Genomic DNA, 15,045 nt, shown 5'->3' on the forward strand with positions numbered 1-15,045 from the left:
TCGTTATCCCTCAGGGGTGACGACCATACGCGCCCTATTGCATTGCGCCAGGAAGAATCTGCATTGCGCCCGAAGGAATGCCGCGCCCGGAGCGGCCCTGCGCAGTAGAGAAGTTACTCCCCGCGGGAGATGCGCGTCATGTCGTCGCGCGGCACGACCTTGACTCGCGTGCGCCCCTCGCTCTCTCCGAGGGAGAGCTCGTGCTCGTCCAGACGGTGCCACCCCTCGATCGTGGTGTACGGCACGTCACGGTCGCTCAGCAGCGCAGGGATCGCATCGCTGTCGGGGTCGGCGGGCTGCCACCAGGTCTCGGCGTCAGCCATGAGGCACTCGAGGGTCTCCATCGCGTCAGACTTCGTGTGGCCGATCAGCCCGACCGGGCCGCGCTTGATCCAGCCCGTCGCGTAGATGCCCGGCATGCGCTCTCCGGCCTCGTCGAGTACGCGCCCGGCTTCGTTCGGAATGACGCCGCGCATCTCGTCGAACGGAATGCGGTCGAGCGGTGAGCCGTAGTAGCCGACGGCGCGGTAGAGCGCCTGCATCGGGATGACTTCGAACTCACCGGTCTCGATGACCCCACCACGGCCGTCAGGCGCGGTGCGGGCGACCTTGAGCCCGGCGACGCGCCCATCCTCCACGACGACCTCGACGGGCTTCGACCAGAAGTGCATGAACAGGCGGCGCGACGACGGCTCCACCTCACCGGCCTCCCGGGCCTTCTGCTCATCACGCCACTTGTTCATGATGCGGGTCATCACGACGACCTGCTTGTTCTTCGACAGGTTCTCATCGACGTACGGGTCGTCGAGGTCGAAATCGCGCTCGTCGAGCACCATGTCGACATCGCGCACCTCGCCGAGCTCACGCAGCTCGAGCGGAGTGAACTTCACGTACGCGGGCCCCCGGCGCCCGAAGATATGCACTTCTTCGATCGGGTTCGCCTTGAGTCCCTCGTACACGTTCTGAGGAATCTCGGTCGGCAGCAGGTCGTCTGCGTGCTTGATGAGCATGCGCGAAATATCGAGCGCCACATTGCCATTGCCGACGACGCCGACCTGCGCGGCCTCGAGCGGCCAGGTGCGCGGTACATCGGGGTGACCGTCGAACCAGCTCACGAAATCGGCAGCACCGTACGACGACTCGGCGTCGATACCCGGGATCTCGAGCGCCGCATCGCGCACCGCTCCGGTCGAGAAGATGACGGCGTTGTAGTGCCGCTTCAGGTCGTCGAGCGTGATGTCTTCGCCGTAGCGCACATTGCCGAAGTAGCGGATGCGCCCGCTATCGAGCACCTCTCGCAGTGCCGTGATGATGCCCTTGATGCGGGGATGATCGGGCGAGACGCCGTACCGCACGAGACCATAGGGGGCGGGCAGCTGCTCGAACAGATCGATCTCGACTTCGAAGTCTCGTTCGGCTTTCAGCAGCAGGTCCGCTGCGTAGATTCCCGCGGGGCCCGCGCCAACGATCGCCAGTCGCATCTTGCTCATGTGGTTCTGCTCAACCTTCCCTGTTCACGATCGATTCGGCCATGCGTTCAAGACCGCGCTTCACGACCGAACGCGGCAGCACATCGAGTACGTCGACGGCATCGGCCGCCCACCGGCGCGCGGTGGCTTCGGTCTCGCGGGTGACCTCGTGGTTCCTGAGCGCTTCGACCTCAGGATCCAGCAGCGAGTCGTCCTCACCCTCGGAGATACGTGCGACACCCGCCTCAATACGCGCCAGCAGCTCGGCGTCGGCGGATGATCCTCCCTGCGCGACCCTGGCTTGCAACAGCAGCAGCGGCAGTGTGGCGACGCCTGCGCGCAAGTCGGTGCCGGCACGCTTGCCGGTGCGCTCCGCTTGCGGCGAGAGGTCGATCACGTCATCGATGAGTTGGAAGGCGACGCCGATGCGCTCGCCGTACTCCATGACGGCGTCCGCGTACTCGACCGGCGCGTTCCCGAACATGGCACCCATACGGGCAGCCGAGGCGATGAGGGCACCGGTCTTATCCGCGAGCACCTGGATGTAGTGCGCGATGCGGTCGTCGTCGGGCTGGGGGCCGACAGTTTCGTGCAGCTGCCCGAGGCAGAGGCGCTCGAAGGTGCGGGCCTGCAGCTGAATGGCTTCCTCGCCCATGCCCGCGACGAGGCTCGAGGCGCGGGCGAACAGCAGATCACCGGCGAGGATCGCCACCGAATTCGACCAGACCTTCTGCGCGGAGGGGACGCCTCTGCGCAGATGCGCCTCGTCCATGACGTCGTCGTGGTACAGAGACGCAAGGTGCGTGAGCTCGACCGACTGCGCGGCGCGTCGCACGAGGTCGCTCGGCCCGTCACCGAGTTCGCTCGTGAGCAGGGTGAGCATCGGGCGGATCCGCTTCCCACCTGCTTCCATGAGGTAGCGGGCCGGAGCGTCCGCGACCGCCGAGGCGAACCGCAGATGCTCGAGCAACTCGGTCTCGATGATCTCGAGTTGCTGCTGCATGCGTCTCGCCTGACGTACGTCGCCGGGGCCTCGGAAGAGCCTGAGCGGAAGTGCTTGCGTCGCGGTGTCTTCGGCGATCGGCCGACTCATGCGGTTCCTCCGGAAGAACGGGAGGGATCACCGCAGCCCACGGAGGGCGCGGTGACGAACCCTCGGTGCAGCGCAACGATCCCGAAGGTCAGGTTGCGATAGGCGACCCGTTCGAACCCGGCGTCGACGAGCCAGGCGGCGAGTTCGCGCTGATCGGGCCAGGCCTCGATCGAATCGTTGAGGTAGCGATAGGCCTCTGCAGCGCTGCGGTTGATGATGCCCGCGATGCGCGGCAGACAGTGGCGACCGTACCAGCGGTAGGGGGCGCGAATCAGCTGCGACGGCGGCGTCGAGAATTCTGCGATGACGACGCGACCACCCGGACGCACGACACGGTGCATCTCTGCGAGCGCGCGCTGCGGATCCTGCACGTTACGCAGCCCATACGAGATGGTCGCAGCATCGAAGCTGTCGTCATCGAACGGGAGATTGGTGGCATCGGCCCAGACGAAGTCGATGAGGTCGTTGTCGGCGTGCCGCCTACGTCCCTCTGCGAGCATGCCGTCAGAGAAGTCAGCCGCGGTCACGTGAGCTCCGTGCTTCGCGATCGCGGCGGAGGAGGTGCCTGTGCCGGCCGCGAGGTCGAGCACGCGCATACCGGGACGCGGTTCGATCGCGCGGATCGTAGCGATACGCCACAGGCGATCATTACCGACGGTCAGCACGTCGTTGATGAGGTCGTACCTGGGCGACACCTCATCGAACATCGTCGAGACCTCGGCGGCCTGCTTGGTAGCGGTATCGGGTCGAGTCACACCCCCATGCTAGTCGTTCGTTCCCTACTGCCCGCCGGGAGTGCGCGGGCGTCCGAGTCTCCAGCCCGAACGGGTACATTGTCTTGAGTGACGACTGCCCTGCCCCGACTGCGTGCGATGACTCGGCGCCTTGCAGAGGTGCCCGACATCCTGGCACTGGTCGACCCGGTCGATCCGCTGCTGTGGACGAGAGAAGATCGCGGATGCGTCGGGATCGGCCACGTTCTGCGCCTCGAGTTTCGAGGCCCCGACAGGTTCCAGGAGGCCGCACGCACCTGGCGGGAGATTGCGGCGCTCGCCATTGTCGACGATGAGGTTCGTCTGCCCGGCACGGGACTGCTCGCGCTCGGCACCTTCGCGTTCGCCGATGACAGCGCGTCTTCGAGCGTGCTGATCGTGCCCCGCACCGTGGTCGCGCGGCACCGGGGCACGGCCTGGATCACAGAGATCTCGGAGATCGCCGAGTTCGCGGGCGATTCCGGGATTGCAGGAGACTCGGAAGTCACGGAAACCACGGAGAGCGGAGGACACCCCGTAGCTTCGGCCGCTCCAGAGGCCCCCACTCCTGCGCCCTCCGGCACTTGGGCGGGCTTGGATCTCGATCCGGCCGCCGATCTCTCTTCCGAGGATCCTGGCACGCTCGCCTATCTCGACGGCGTACGCGAGGCCAGCACTCGCATCGCACGGGGCGATGTCGAGAAGGTGGTGCTCGCTCGACAGGTGCGCGGTGAGATCGCAGAGGAAGCGGATCTGCGCGTGCCACTCGGCCGTTTGGCCGACGATTATCTCGACTGCTGGACGTTCGCGATCGACGGCCTCGTGGGGGCAAGCCCCGAGACGCTCATCCGCTCGACCGATGGCGCGGTGTCGGCGCGCGTGCTCGCGGGCACTCGCGCCCGTCGCGACGAGCCCGCAGCTGATCTGCGCGCTCGCGATGAGCTGCTGACGAGCGCGAAAGATCAGCATGAACACGCCTTCGCGGTGCAGAGCGTGGTTACCGCGCTCTCGCCCTATCTTCCGGATCTGCGCACGAGTGAGGAGCCATTCGCTCTTCGCCTTCCGAACGTGTGGCACCTCGGCACCGACCTCGGCGCCACGATCGGAACACCGCGCGCTGCGGCACCCGAGCAGGCGCCGGAAGCCGCGAACGACCAGCCCTTCTCACCGACATCAGCAGGTGGACCCTCGACCGTCAACGCGATCGAACTCGTCGGCGCCCTGCACCCCACCGCCGCGGTGGCCGGCACGCCGACCGCCGACGCCGTCGCCACGATCGGCGAGCTCGAGCCCTTCGATCGCGGCCGCTACGCAGGTGCCGTCGGCTGGATCGACGCCGACGGTGACGGTGAATGGGTCATCGCCCTGCGCTGCGCTCAGGTGGAACGAGCGGAGGGCGGTCGACGTCTCGTCACGGCCACCGCCGGCGGCGGCATCGTTGCTGGATCCGATGCGGCGCACGAACTCGCCGAGACCGTGATCAAGCTGCGCCCCATCACCGAGGCATTCGCCTAGGCCGGTGGTGTCAGTGCGACCTTGATTCGCCCCTTGCGAGGTGCCGCATAGCTGCGGAACGCCTCATCAACGCGGTCCACCGGAAAGACATCAGTGACGTAGTCGCGTACGAGCTCCGGGTGGTCGAACAGATAGGCCTGCGCTTCGCGGAGGTACTTCTGCCAGTCGCGAGTGGTCCCGGCCCACAACGTGAGGTTCTTTCGGAAGAACTTTCGCATCGGGAAGACGTAGTGATCCTCCGGCAATCCGAAGAGGATCAACTGGCCTCCGTCACGAACTGCCTCAACCGCATCGACGACGTACTCCTGGCGATGCCCGATCGCCTCGATGACCAGATCCGGAGCCTCCGTCGGGTCGAGGTTCTCCGCCCACGACCGAACATCGCTGCGCACGACCTCGTCGATTCCGAAGCGCTCGGCAACGTCCGAGCGATCGACCCGATCCACCCCGATCACATGCGCGGCACCGAGTGCCTTCGCCACATGCGTGAACAGCAACCCCAAAGGCCCGAGACCGAGCACCGCCACCCGAGCACCCTGGAGCTTCGTCGCGTGGGAGAGAGTGCTCAGCACGGTCGAGACGGGCTGAATCACCGTTGCAGCAACGTCATCCAGCCGGTCGTCGACTGGCACGAGCATCCATCCCGGGTTGCGAATCACCTCGCTGAGCCCGCGAGACCCCTTGATGATCCCGACCACACGCTGCCCCGGCTGCAAGGCGTCGTCTCGACTCGACTCGATGATGCCGACCGCCTCGTGTAATGGGGCGCCCGGATGTCCGGTATCGAGATTGTCGGAGTCGATATGCCCCAGGTACTTCGGTACATCACTGCCGCAGATCGCACCCGCCCTGAAACGGATCAGCACCTCACCCTCAACCAGTTCGCTCGGCTGAGGAGCCTCGGTCTCGATCCGAGCGAACTCGGTGGGTGCCGGCTGGTAGTACTGCCACATCTCCTGTTGTTCTCCAAATAGTTCGATACTCGGATCAGCGAGGATCCGGCATCAGCGTTTCGCCGAGCAGGGTCCCATCGATCTCAGCGATCGAGGCGATACCGCAGAGCGCCATTGTTTGTTCGAGTTCACTTCGCAGCGTACTCAGCACGGTCTCGACCCCGTCGGCGCCATCGGCACCCAGACCCCACAGCACGGGCCTCCCGATGAGTACAGCCTGGGCCCCGTGAGCGAGTGCGACGAGAATGTCGGTGCCGCTCCGGATTCCCCCGTCCACCATCACGAGCCCTGAGTCACCGACTGCGTCGGCGATCCCTCGCAACTGCTCAAGCGGCGCGGGCAACCCGTCGAAGTTGCGACCCCCATGGTTGGAGACGATCACGCCGGCGAGCCCCGCATCCAACGCACGTCTTGCATCAGTTGGCCGCAAGACCCCCTTGCCGAGCACCGGAACGCTGGTCAAGCCAGCGATCCTCTCCACATCATCCCAGGTCAACCCATCCCAGGTATAGGCTCCCCACGAACCGTCTCCTGGAGGCATCATGGGACGCTCGAGATGATCGGGGAACGTCGGCATGGCGACTCGTTGCCGATAGCGCGTTCCCGGAACCGGGGTGTCGAGCGTCAGGACGATCGCCCGTGCACCGGAATCCTCGGCAGCTCGGACCAGCTCCTCGACGACCGACTGATCGCGTTGAGGCGAGATCTGGCACCAATGCCGCTCGGCACCGACCTCTCCCCAAGCGATCGTCGATTCCATGCTGAGTGTCAGCGGAGTTCCCGTCCGCCGAGCACCCTCGGCGGTACCGCGCTCGCCTGCCGGATGGAACAGCCGATGGCTTGCCATCGGCGCGACGACGAACGGGTGCGGGATCTCCTCGCCGAGCAACGTCGTTCGAGTCGATACTCCGCTGACATTCCGGCATAAGAAGGGCAGAAGCGTCGCCCGCTCATATGCCAACCTGCTTCTGAGCGCAGAGCGCCCGTCTCCGGCCGAGGCCATGAGATAGGCCCAGGCCGCCGGAGCGATCCGCTGCTCCGCGCGAGCTCTGAGGATCTCGAGAGGAAGCGCTTCGGCCTCGAGATTCCGCAGCTCAGGGGTCAGCATCATGGTCAGTCTCCAACCCCGACCAATCCGTGGTTGCGCAGAGTTCGACGCAGTGCCTCGAGCTCCTCTCCCTCAACGGGCTTGCGCGGGAATCGCGGGTAGCCGCCCGGCTGGCCGAGCAAATTGACGATCGCCTTCAGCTGGCCGGGAATGCCCCCGAACAATCCGTTGCCGTCGACGTCGTTGAGCGCCTCCTGCAGAGAAACCAGGCGGTCAATGAGCTCACGCGCATCGTCGGGTCGACCAGCAGCTGCCGCGTCGAATGCTGCAGCGAGTTCACGGCCGAAGAGCATTCCGCTGCCGATGTAGCCGTCTGCGCCCCAGTCACTCGCGATCAGCCCGAGGCCTGGCCTGTTCATCAGGTTGCCGAAGATCCTGAGCCGGTCGCCCGCAAGCCGGCAGGTCTCATAGAGCTGGCGGTCGTCACGAGTGCTCTCCTTGACGGCAACCACTCGGTCGATGTCCGCGAGTTCACTGATCAAGCTCGGCGACATGTCCGTCGCGACGTCTGACGGGATGTTGTAGAGCATCATCGGAATGTCTGCGGCTGCGGTCTGGCGCCGGTAATAGTCGACGATCTCTTCGTGGGTCAGTCGCCACCCTGGTGGAGGCGACAGCATGACTCCGTCAGCCCCGATCTCCGCCGCATGACGGATCAAGCGAGAAGTGACCTCGTGCTCGATACTCGATACTCCGATGATGACCGGAAGCTCACCGTTCGCTTCCTCGACGGCGACCGCCGCCACGCGCTCGCGTTCCTCGGGCTGCTGCGCGTACCATTCGCCGCTGCTGCCGTTGACCACAAGTCCGTGAGCCCGCTCTCCGATGTAATAGCGGACCACGCCCCTCAAGGAGTCGAGGTCGACCTCCCCATCAGCGGAGAAGGGAGTGGGAATGGCTGCGAAGTAGCCTCTCCATGACACATCTGTGTCTCGCATTGCGTGTTTCCTTTCGAGTTCCGGCAGGCACCACACCTGCCGGAGGTTGAGATGACTAGGCTTTCGCCGCGTGCTCGACCCAGCGCAGCGGCCGCTTGAACAGCCACGCCAGCAGTCGGTCGCTCAGGAAGCCCAGCGCACCGAGGCTGATCATGCACGCGACGACGTAGTCGAAGCGGAACTGGTTATAGGCGTCCATCAGTACGTATCCGAGGCCGGAGCGCGCACCGAGGATCTCCGCCACGACAACGGTGGTCCAGGCAAGCGCGAGGGCCACTCGCATACCGGTCGCGATCGACGGCAGCGTCGCCGGGAGCGTCACCCGGATCAGCATCTGCCACTTGTTCGCGCCGAGCATGGATGCTGCTCGCAGCAGACGCCCCTCCGCCGACATCGCACCGATCAAGGTGTTCACGTACACCGGGAAGAAGGTCGCCATGCTCGTGAGGAAGATGGCCGGTGCGTTGCCGATCCCGAAGAAGATCAGCGCGAGGGGAATCCACGCGGTGATCGAGATCGGACGCAGTGCATCGATCATCGGGTTCACGAGCTGCCGCACGACCCGGGAGTACCCTGACAGCAGACCGAGGACCACTCCGAGGGCCGAGCCAATCAAGTATCCCGAGAGGATGCGCTGCGAGGAGTCGAGTACCGAGGTCCCCCAGTCACCGGAGTACGGTGCACTCTGCTCCGCGGTTGCGAAGAGGAAGTCTCCGAACGCGGCGACCGAGGCCGTGAAGCTCGGGAACAGGCCATCGGCGATCATCCTCTGGCTACCGGTGTATTGCCAGATCGCAATGACGATCAGCGGGAGGATGATCGGTAGGAGCACCTTGCCGGTGGTCGACCCGTTCCCGTGATTGTTCTTGCGCTTCTTGGTCCCCCGCTGGGTCGGTACAGCGACGGCTCGAGTCGCCTCACCGATCCCGCCCTGGGCTGCAGTGGTATCTGTCATGCGTCTAGTTCCCGCTCGACTTGCCGAGTTCCTCGGGCGACTTACCCGTCGCCTTCGAGAGGAAGTCGTAGTTGATGCGTTCGAGCAGCTCGGAGCTCACGTCATCGGACACGGTGCCGAATTCGGCCATGGCCTTGGCCATCGTGCCGATCTTGTCCTGTTCCATGTAGTACCAGGGCTCGTCGTTCTCGATCGCGGAGAGCAGCAGGTCGCGGTCGCCGGCCTGGTACTCGAGTGCCGTATCAACCCAGACGTCCTTGTCCTCGAACTTCTCGGTTTCGGCAACAAAGGTGTCGACGACTGCCTGCACGGCATCCGGGTCGTTCTCGATGATGTCGTCGCTCGCGTACACACCGGTCGGCACGCTCGCCCATTCGGTGAGCTCGGCGTTCATCTCTTCCGGCATCACGGCGATGCCGTCGGCAACCGCCTGGGCCGTGTAGGGCTGGTAGGTGACGGAAGCATCGATGTCACCGTTACGCAGCGCGAGCAGCAGGTCGGCTGAGGCCTGCAGCGTCGTCACCTCGGTCTCGGATTCCATGTCGATACCGGCGTTGGCCAAGGCAATCTTGAAGATCAGCTCATCCGTTGAACCGCGGATCACGCCCAGGTTCTTCCCCTTGAGGTCGTCCCAGCTCTCGATACCTGAATCCTCCGCAACGATGAGCTGCGATCGACCCGGCGAGATTCCCGCAACCATCTGCATCGGCACGTCGGGGTTCTCGGCAAGGCCGTTGACCATGACGTTCATGCCCATGGATGCAATGTCCAGGTCACCGCTGCGCATTGCGATGAACACGTCGGCAGAGGATTTGAACTGCACGACCTTGGCATCGACGTCACCGTCGCCCTCTTCGAGCGCAGTATTGGTTGCCGACCATGCGGCCCAGTAGAGCGCCGGCACGTTGCCGAGCGTCACCGACCCGCCACCGCCGTCACCACCGCTCCCGCCGCTGCTACTGCAACCGGTCAGTCCGAGTGCGAGTGCCGCGACCCCCGCAGCAAAGAGGGTCATTCCTTTTTTGATATTCATCGGTTCTCTCCTTCGAGTGATGGTCTCGACCGCTTCATTCGGCGTCGCGACTGTTGTGCTGTGAAAAACTGGTGCGCGGTTCAGGCGCTGGCGATGCCTTCGGCCTTTTCAGACTCGCTATGGAGCTCTGCGAGCAGGTGGCGTCGCATGGCGAGGAAGTTCTCGTTCTCGGTGACCTCGAAGGTGCGGGGCCGCGGCAGGTCGACCTCGAGCACTTCCTTGACCTTTCCGGGGCTCGCAGACATGACGACTACACGGTCGCCGAGCAGCAAGGCTTCGTCGATGTCGTGCGTAACGAAGATGACGGTCTTGCGGTCGCGCTCCCAGAGCTCGAGCAGCAGCTCCTGCATCAGAATGCGGGTCTGGGCATCGAGTGCGCCAAAAGGTTCGTCCATGAGCAGAACCGACGGATCGTTGATCAGCGTGCGAGCCAGACCCACACGCTGACGCATACCGCCGGAGAGCTCGAGCGGGAGGTGCTGTTCGAAGCCCGTCAGCCCGACGCGTTCGATGAGCTCCGCGGTGCGTTCGCGCAGATTCGGTGAGTTGCGCTTCAGCTTGGGCCCGAACTGAATGTTCTTCTCGACCGTGAGCCACGGGAAGATGTTGGCGTCCTGAAACACGACACCGCGTTCCGGAGCCGGACCCTTGATCGGCTTGCCATCGACGAGCATCGTGCCGCCCGTCGGCTCCAGGAAGCCGGCGACCACGTTCAGGGCGGTCGACTTGCCGCATCCGCTCGGCCCCAGGAGGCAGACGAACTCCTGATCGGCGATCCGCAAGTTCATATCGCTCACCGCAAGACGGGGCGGGCGCCCGCGCGGGCCCGGGAACTCGACACTCATGTCTTCGAAAAGCACTTCTGGCATACAAACTCCATCGTTCGACATAGCCGAACGTCATTCGGCCTGAAGAAAAACCTATGCACATATCGAAAACAAGTCAACCAATTTTCGAAATTAACGTATGCTGTTCGGTATGAACGAACTATTGGGCGATAAGCCGGTACAGCGAGCCGGTCAGGTACAGAGCGTTGCCCGCGCATTGAGCATTCTGAACATGCTGGGCGACCCGCAGCACTCCTCAGGCCTTGGTCTTACACAGATCGCCCAAGAGCTCGGCGTCTCCAAGAGCACCGCCCATGCACTGCTGCAGACACTCAAGCAGTATGGATTCGTCACCCGGATTGAGCCAGGCCCGCGCTTCCTGCTGGGCATGTCGCTCATGCGACTCGGCGAGAAAGCTCGCAAGCGCATGCCCATTATTGATGCGGCCCAGCCAGTGCTGCAGTCGCTTGCCTCCGCCACCCGCACCACCTCCCGGCTAGCCGTCGTCGACCACGGATACCCGCTGTATGTTTCCTTCGTTGAGCAGCCAGGCAATATCCAGTTCACCGCCCAGATCGGCAAGCGCGAACGCCCCCACACGACTGGCGTCGGCAAGGTGATCCTCGCGTCGATGAGCGACGACGAGGCTCTTGCGCATGTTCTGAAGAGCGGCCTCGACCCCATCACCCCGCACACCATTACCGACCCCGATGAGCTCGTCGCCGAGCTCCATCGGATCCGCGACAGGGGCTTCGCCGTGGATCAAGAGGAGGAATCAATCGGCATCAAATGCGTTGCCGCCGGATTCTCGGACCCCGCGGGCCACTGCATTGGCGCTATCAGCGTCTCGGGCCTCGCCGTGCACATGACCCCCGAGCGTATCGAGGAGGTCGCAGTGATTGTGAAGGATCACGCAGAACGGCTCTCTGCCTCGCTCATGTGAACAACGCAGAGAGCCGTTCGGTGAATGGGATGTCCCGCCGCTCAGCCGTTCTTGGCGGCGAGTTCCCGGGTAATTGCGGCCGTACGTTCGGCACTCGCTGTGACACCAGCGCGCACCGCATCACCCATGTCGCGCGCATCGAACACGTCGAACGCGGCCGCAGTCGTGCCACCGGGAAGCACCATCTCCTCGCGCAGGGCCGCAGCAGCGCCCGCGTCGTGCTCGATCTCCTGCTGCACGATGGTCGCAGCCCCCAGTAGCGTGTCGATCGTGAGCTGCGCAGCGACCTCGGGTTCGAAGCCCAGCTCGACGCCGGCGGCGGTCATGTGCTGGGCCACGTAGTAGAGGTAGCCCGGCCCCGATCCGGCAAGGCCGCAGAACGCATCCATCATCGACTCGTCGATGACGTGCACCCGGCCGCCCGGCGAGAAGAGCTCGCGCAGCATCTCCACCTGTGCATCGGTGACACTCTTGCCTCGAGACAGGCCGATGGATCCTGACCCCACCGCCAACGGCGTGTTCGGCATCGTCCGCACCGCCGGCTGGCCGTCGCGCAGTGCGCCCTCAAGAGTCGCAACGGTCACGCCGGCAGCCACCGACACAACTACCGCATTCTGAGCGACCGCATCCGCGATCTCCGCACACACGCTGCCGACGAGCGGCGGCAGCACTCCGACGAACACGACGTCTGCGCCTTCGACTGCGACCACGTTGGCGTTCGCGTTCTCCTCTGACGACAGCACCCGGATGCCCAACGCATCAGCCTTGGCTGCCGCCGACTTCGCACTGTTCGTCGTGCCGATCACGTTCTCCGGGCGCACGCCGGCGGTGAACAGACCCCGCAGAATCGCGGCGTTCATCGACCCCAGACCCAGCATCGCAACCCGCAGGTCTCCGAAGCTCTGTCCACTCGCACCCTGATCGCTCACCGCGCACTCCGTTCTGCGCGCTTCGCAACGCCGCGCGCTTCAGCCGCGACCCGCCGAAGCGGGCCCGGTCACTGCCGTTTCCACACATCACCCTAGCGGGCGAGCGGCACTTCGACGATACTCGGCCCCGTCACCGGCGCGGTGAACAGGCGCTCGAGTTCCACCCGGGTTTCGACCCGTCGGTATTCCCAGCCGTAGGCCGAGGCCAGGCTCTCGATCTCGACCGACTGCGGTGTGTACATGACCCGCTCGAACGCCGCACGGTCGGCCGAAGCCGCCACTTCCAGACCATCGAAGATGGTCCCGCCGCCATCGTTGCCGACGACGAGCTGAATGCGGGGTCGTTCCTCGCCATCCGCAAGCAACAGTGATCCGACATCGTGCAGCAGCGCCAGATCGCCGACGAGCACGCGAGTCGTGCCGGCCGCGAGCGCAGGCTCGTCATCCGACTGACTCGCGACGGCGATACCGAGCGCCGTCGCAATCGTGCCATCGATGCCCGCGAGCCCTCGATTGGCGCGCACCTCGAGCCGCCGCGTCGGCGCAAGCCCATCGAGCACCCGCACGAGGCGCGAGGCCGCGAGCACGAGACGGTCGTGCGGCCAAGTCGCGCGCCACACGCTCTCCGCGAGCAGCTCCCGCGTCACCGGTTCGCGCATCGCCGCGACTTCGGCGCGCGCGTATGCGTTGCGCTCCTTGTACCCGGTCGCGAGCGCTGCCTCGAAATCGGGCTCGTGCACGGTGGTGCGAGCGGCGCGCAACTCGCGGTCCGGAACGACCCAGGCGCCGAGCCACCGGCGCATGACACGAGGGTCGTAACCGTCTGCCGTCCTCACCGATGCGACGACCCGCGCTCCGCCGGTCGGGTCATAGTGGTCCACAGCCGCGCCGACGTAGGGGTCGACGACGATCACCTCGACATCCTGTCGCCGGAGGAGGCTCGGCACCTGCCTGGTGAGCGTCGGATGCCCGAACACGATCGCGCGTTCCACGAGCCCCCCGACCTGCGGGTCGTCGATGAGGGTGGCATAGGCCGTGATCGCCTCGCGCCCGAAACGCGCTCCGCTCACGACTTCGGCGAGGAGCGGGAGGCCTGCAGCATGGGCGAAGGCCTCAGCCTCGGGGCCGGCGCCCTCCCCCGCGATGACAACGGTCAGCGCGTCGTCATCGTGCACGTACCCCTCGCCCGAACCGGTGCCCGCATTCTCAGCCGCAGCCTTTGCTGTTCCGCCATCGGCATCGCGAGCTTCGACGCAGCGTGCGAAGAACTCTTCGATCTCCGCGTCGCCTCGTGCGGCTGCGCCGGCGTCAGGGTTGGCGTCCGGGTCCGTCGCAGCATCTGCCGCTGTCACAGGCGCTGCCTCCGTCACCGCCTCGGTGAACCCCGAAAGCGGTTCGCGGAATGCCACGTTCAGCTGGACCGGCCCAGGCGCACCGCCCCCGTACGCACCTCGCGCAGCAGCAACGGCCGAAGCGGCCTGCTCCTCAATATGGACCTCGACGACGTCCTGAGGCGTCGCCTCGTCGCCAGCTGCGGCAATATCCAGGGAGAGGCGCGCGATCGATCCGAGAATCCCCGCCTGCCGGGTGGTCTGATTGCTGCGGATGCCCCGAAGTTCGGCCGGGCGGTCCGCGGTGAGCAGGATCATCGGCGCCCGCCCCTCGTGCGCCTCGAATGCGGCGGGCACCAGGTTCGCAACCGCGGTGCCGCTGGTCACCACGATCGGGGCCGGCATACCGGTTTCACGTGCAACACCGAGCGCGAAGAAGCCTGCGCTGCGCTCGTCGATCCTCACATGCACGCGCAGCGCACCAGCGCGTTCCGCCGCCGCGGCGGCGAGCGCCAGAGCCTGCGATCGTGACCCCGGGCACACCACGACATCGCGCACACCGAGCCTGATGAATTCGGCGAGCAGTCGCACAGCCCGCTCAGTCGACGCGACCAGACCGGCCGGCACCGGGTTCTCGTCAATCACGGTCGGTCGGTATTGCTCGGCCCAGAATTACTGGAGCCGGTGCCGTTCGTGTCGGCGTCCTTCGGGTCGGCATCGACGTCAGCACCATCCACATCGGCAGCGTCGGACGCCTCCGAGGCATCAGAAGCCGCTGACGGGGGCGTATCTGCCCTACCGCCGGCATTCGAGGCACCGCTCTCGCCCTGCGCGCTGCTCTCGCCCGGGAACACCTCGTCGTCGAGTTCGCGCAGACGATCCTCGAGGTCACGCATGTGGGCGTCGAGGTCGGCTTCCGAGAGCCTGGTGCCGGAGAAGCGCGGGTCGTCGTCGGGTGCACGAGCCGGTCGTGCCGGGGCAGGCGAGCCCTTGCCGATCATGAACCACAGCACACCGCCGATCACCGGCAGTACGACGACCAACACGACCCAGACGGGCTTCGGAACACCGCGCGCCCGCGACGCATCGCTCATCGCCGCATCCACCAACGCGTAGAGAGTGAACGCCACGGCGATGACGATTCCGATGATCACCAGTCGCACCATGCCTCAATGCTACCCGGCGGGCGCTGAGGGGGT

The 15,045-nt window shown here is 65.4% G+C and carries 14 protein-coding genes; 2 read left to right on the top strand and 12 right to left on the bottom strand.

Annotated elements, in window-relative coordinates; genetic code table 11:
* Positions 1–113 precede the first annotated feature (113 nt).
* From ACUYV6_RS09070 to ubiE, 3 genes are read right to left on the bottom strand one after another with little or no spacing between them, the layout of a single operon-like run.
* On the bottom strand, positions 114–1,490 hold the full coding sequence (locus tag ACUYV6_RS09070; protein WP_449278338.1) for a pyridine nucleotide-disulfide oxidoreductase: 1,377 nt from the start codon (positions 1,488–1,490) through the stop codon (positions 114–116).
* A 10-nt stretch (positions 1,491–1,500) separates the two neighbouring features.
* The gene (locus ACUYV6_RS09075; RefSeq protein WP_449278339.1) at positions 1,501–2,562 is read right to left on the bottom strand and encodes a polyprenyl synthetase family protein; all 1,062 of its coding nucleotides are present in this window, start codon (positions 2,560–2,562) and stop codon (positions 1,501–1,503) included.
* Positions 2,559–3,317, bottom strand: coding sequence for a bifunctional demethylmenaquinone methyltransferase/2-methoxy-6-polyprenyl-1,4-benzoquinol methylase UbiE (gene ubiE, locus ACUYV6_RS09080; RefSeq protein WP_449278340.1), 759 nt, complete (start codon positions 3,315–3,317; stop codon positions 2,559–2,561). The genes ACUYV6_RS09075 and ubiE overlap by 4 nt, the downstream gene beginning before the upstream one ends.
* A 117-nt stretch (positions 3,318–3,434) precedes the next feature.
* Between ubiE and ACUYV6_RS09085 the strand changes: the two genes are divergently transcribed.
* Complete coding sequence (locus ACUYV6_RS09085) at positions 3,435–4,829, top strand: isochorismate synthase (protein ID WP_449278527.1); 1,395 nt, start codon at positions 3,435–3,437, stop codon at positions 4,827–4,829.
* Here the strand turns inward: ACUYV6_RS09085 and ACUYV6_RS09090 are convergent.
* The 6 genes from ACUYV6_RS09090 to ACUYV6_RS09115 form a co-directional block, all read right to left on the bottom strand.
* Positions 4,826–5,782, bottom strand: coding sequence for a zinc-binding dehydrogenase (locus ACUYV6_RS09090; RefSeq protein WP_449278341.1), 957 nt, complete (start codon positions 5,780–5,782; stop codon positions 4,826–4,828). The genes ACUYV6_RS09085 and ACUYV6_RS09090 overlap by 4 nt on opposite strands.
* A gap of 34 nt (positions 5,783–5,816) precedes the next feature.
* The gene (locus ACUYV6_RS09095) at positions 5,817–6,893 is read right to left on the bottom strand and encodes an alpha-hydroxy acid oxidase (RefSeq protein ID WP_449278342.1); all 1,077 of its coding nucleotides are present in this window, start codon (positions 6,891–6,893) and stop codon (positions 5,817–5,819) included.
* 2 nt (positions 6,894–6,895) lie between these two features.
* Entirely contained in the window at positions 6,896–7,828 is a 933-nt protein-coding gene (locus tag ACUYV6_RS09100) for a dihydrodipicolinate synthase family protein (protein WP_449278343.1), read from the bottom strand.
* A gap of 55 nt (positions 7,829–7,883) precedes the next feature.
* Positions 7,884–8,783, bottom strand: a complete 900-nt coding sequence (locus tag ACUYV6_RS09105) for an ABC transporter permease (protein ID WP_449278344.1) — start codon at positions 8,781–8,783, stop codon at positions 7,884–7,886.
* 4 nt (positions 8,784–8,787) lie between these two features.
* On the bottom strand, positions 8,788–9,816 hold the full coding sequence (locus ACUYV6_RS09110) for an ABC transporter substrate-binding protein (protein ID WP_449278345.1): 1,029 nt from the start codon (positions 9,814–9,816) through the stop codon (positions 8,788–8,790).
* An 80-nt stretch (positions 9,817–9,896) separates the two neighbouring features.
* Positions 9,897–10,685 carry an ABC transporter ATP-binding protein gene (locus ACUYV6_RS09115; RefSeq protein WP_449278346.1) on the bottom strand — a complete coding sequence of 263 codons (789 nt, stop codon included), beginning with the start codon at positions 10,683–10,685 and terminating at the stop codon, positions 9,897–9,899.
* A 109-nt stretch (positions 10,686–10,794) separates the two neighbouring features.
* Here ACUYV6_RS09115 and ACUYV6_RS09120 point away from each other — a divergent pair, with 109 nt between their 5' ends.
* Complete coding sequence (locus ACUYV6_RS09120) at positions 10,795–11,586, top strand: IclR family transcriptional regulator (protein WP_449278347.1); 792 nt, start codon at positions 10,795–10,797, stop codon at positions 11,584–11,586.
* A 41-nt stretch (positions 11,587–11,627) separates the two neighbouring features.
* Here the strand turns inward: ACUYV6_RS09120 and ACUYV6_RS09125 are convergent, their stop codons facing one another.
* The 3 genes from ACUYV6_RS09125 to ACUYV6_RS09135 all read right to left on the bottom strand — a co-directional run bounded on the left by ACUYV6_RS09125 (position 11,628) and on the right by ACUYV6_RS09135 (position 15,012).
* A complete protein-coding gene (locus ACUYV6_RS09125; RefSeq protein ID WP_449278348.1) occupies positions 11,628–12,515 on the bottom strand; it encodes a pyrroline-5-carboxylate reductase family protein in 888 nt (295 codons plus the stop codon).
* Positions 12,516–12,607: 92 nt separating this feature from the next.
* Complete coding sequence (gene menD, locus ACUYV6_RS09130; RefSeq protein ID WP_449278349.1) at positions 12,608–14,491, bottom strand: 2-succinyl-5-enolpyruvyl-6-hydroxy-3-cyclohexene-1-carboxylic-acid synthase; 1,884 nt, start codon at positions 14,489–14,491, stop codon at positions 12,608–12,610.
* Entirely contained in the window at positions 14,488–15,012 is a 525-nt protein-coding gene (locus ACUYV6_RS09135) for a PLDc N-terminal domain-containing protein (protein ID WP_449278350.1), read from the bottom strand. The genes menD and ACUYV6_RS09135 overlap by 4 nt, the downstream gene beginning before the upstream one ends.
* Between the last annotated feature and the right edge of the window lie 33 nt (positions 15,013–15,045).

Source organism: Leucobacter sp. GX24907 (genome assembly GCF_053567335.1).

What these genes read in the sequence shown, in the direction of transcription:
- ACUYV6_RS09135 (WP_449278350.1), bottom strand. Translation starts at nt 15,012, where the DNA reads ATGGTGCGACTGGTGATCATCGGAATCGTCATCGCCGTGGCGTTCACT.
- ACUYV6_RS09075 (WP_449278339.1), bottom strand. Translation starts at nt 2,562, where the DNA reads ATGAGTCGGCCGATCGCCGAAGACACCGCGACGCAAGCACTTCCGCTC.
- ACUYV6_RS09100 (WP_449278343.1), bottom strand. Translation starts at nt 7,828, where the DNA reads ATGCGAGACACAGATGTGTCATGGAGAGGCTACTTCGCAGCCATTCCC.
- ACUYV6_RS09070 (WP_449278338.1), bottom strand. Translation starts at nt 1,490, where the DNA reads ATGAGCAAGATGCGACTGGCGATCGTTGGCGCGGGCCCCGCGGGAATC.
- ACUYV6_RS09105 (WP_449278344.1), bottom strand. Translation starts at nt 8,783, where the DNA reads ATGACAGATACCACTGCAGCCCAGGGCGGGATCGGTGAGGCGACTCGA.
- ACUYV6_RS09115 (WP_449278346.1), bottom strand. Translation starts at nt 10,685, where the DNA reads ATGCCAGAAGTGCTTTTCGAAGACATGAGTGTCGAGTTCCCGGGCCCG.
- ACUYV6_RS09090 (WP_449278341.1), bottom strand. Translation starts at nt 5,782, where the DNA reads ATGTGGCAGTACTACCAGCCGGCACCCACCGAGTTCGCTCGGATCGAG.
- ACUYV6_RS09110 (WP_449278345.1), bottom strand. Translation starts at nt 9,816, where the DNA reads ATGAATATCAAAAAAGGAATGACCCTCTTTGCTGCGGGGGTCGCGGCA.
- ACUYV6_RS09085 (WP_449278527.1), top strand. Translation starts at nt 3,435, where the DNA reads ATGACTCGGCGCCTTGCAGAGGTGCCCGACATCCTGGCACTGGTCGAC.
- ACUYV6_RS09095 (WP_449278342.1), bottom strand. Translation starts at nt 6,893, where the DNA reads ATGATGCTGACCCCTGAGCTGCGGAATCTCGAGGCCGAAGCGCTTCCT.
- ACUYV6_RS09120 (WP_449278347.1), top strand. Translation starts at nt 10,795, where the DNA reads ATGAACGAACTATTGGGCGATAAGCCGGTACAGCGAGCCGGTCAGGTA.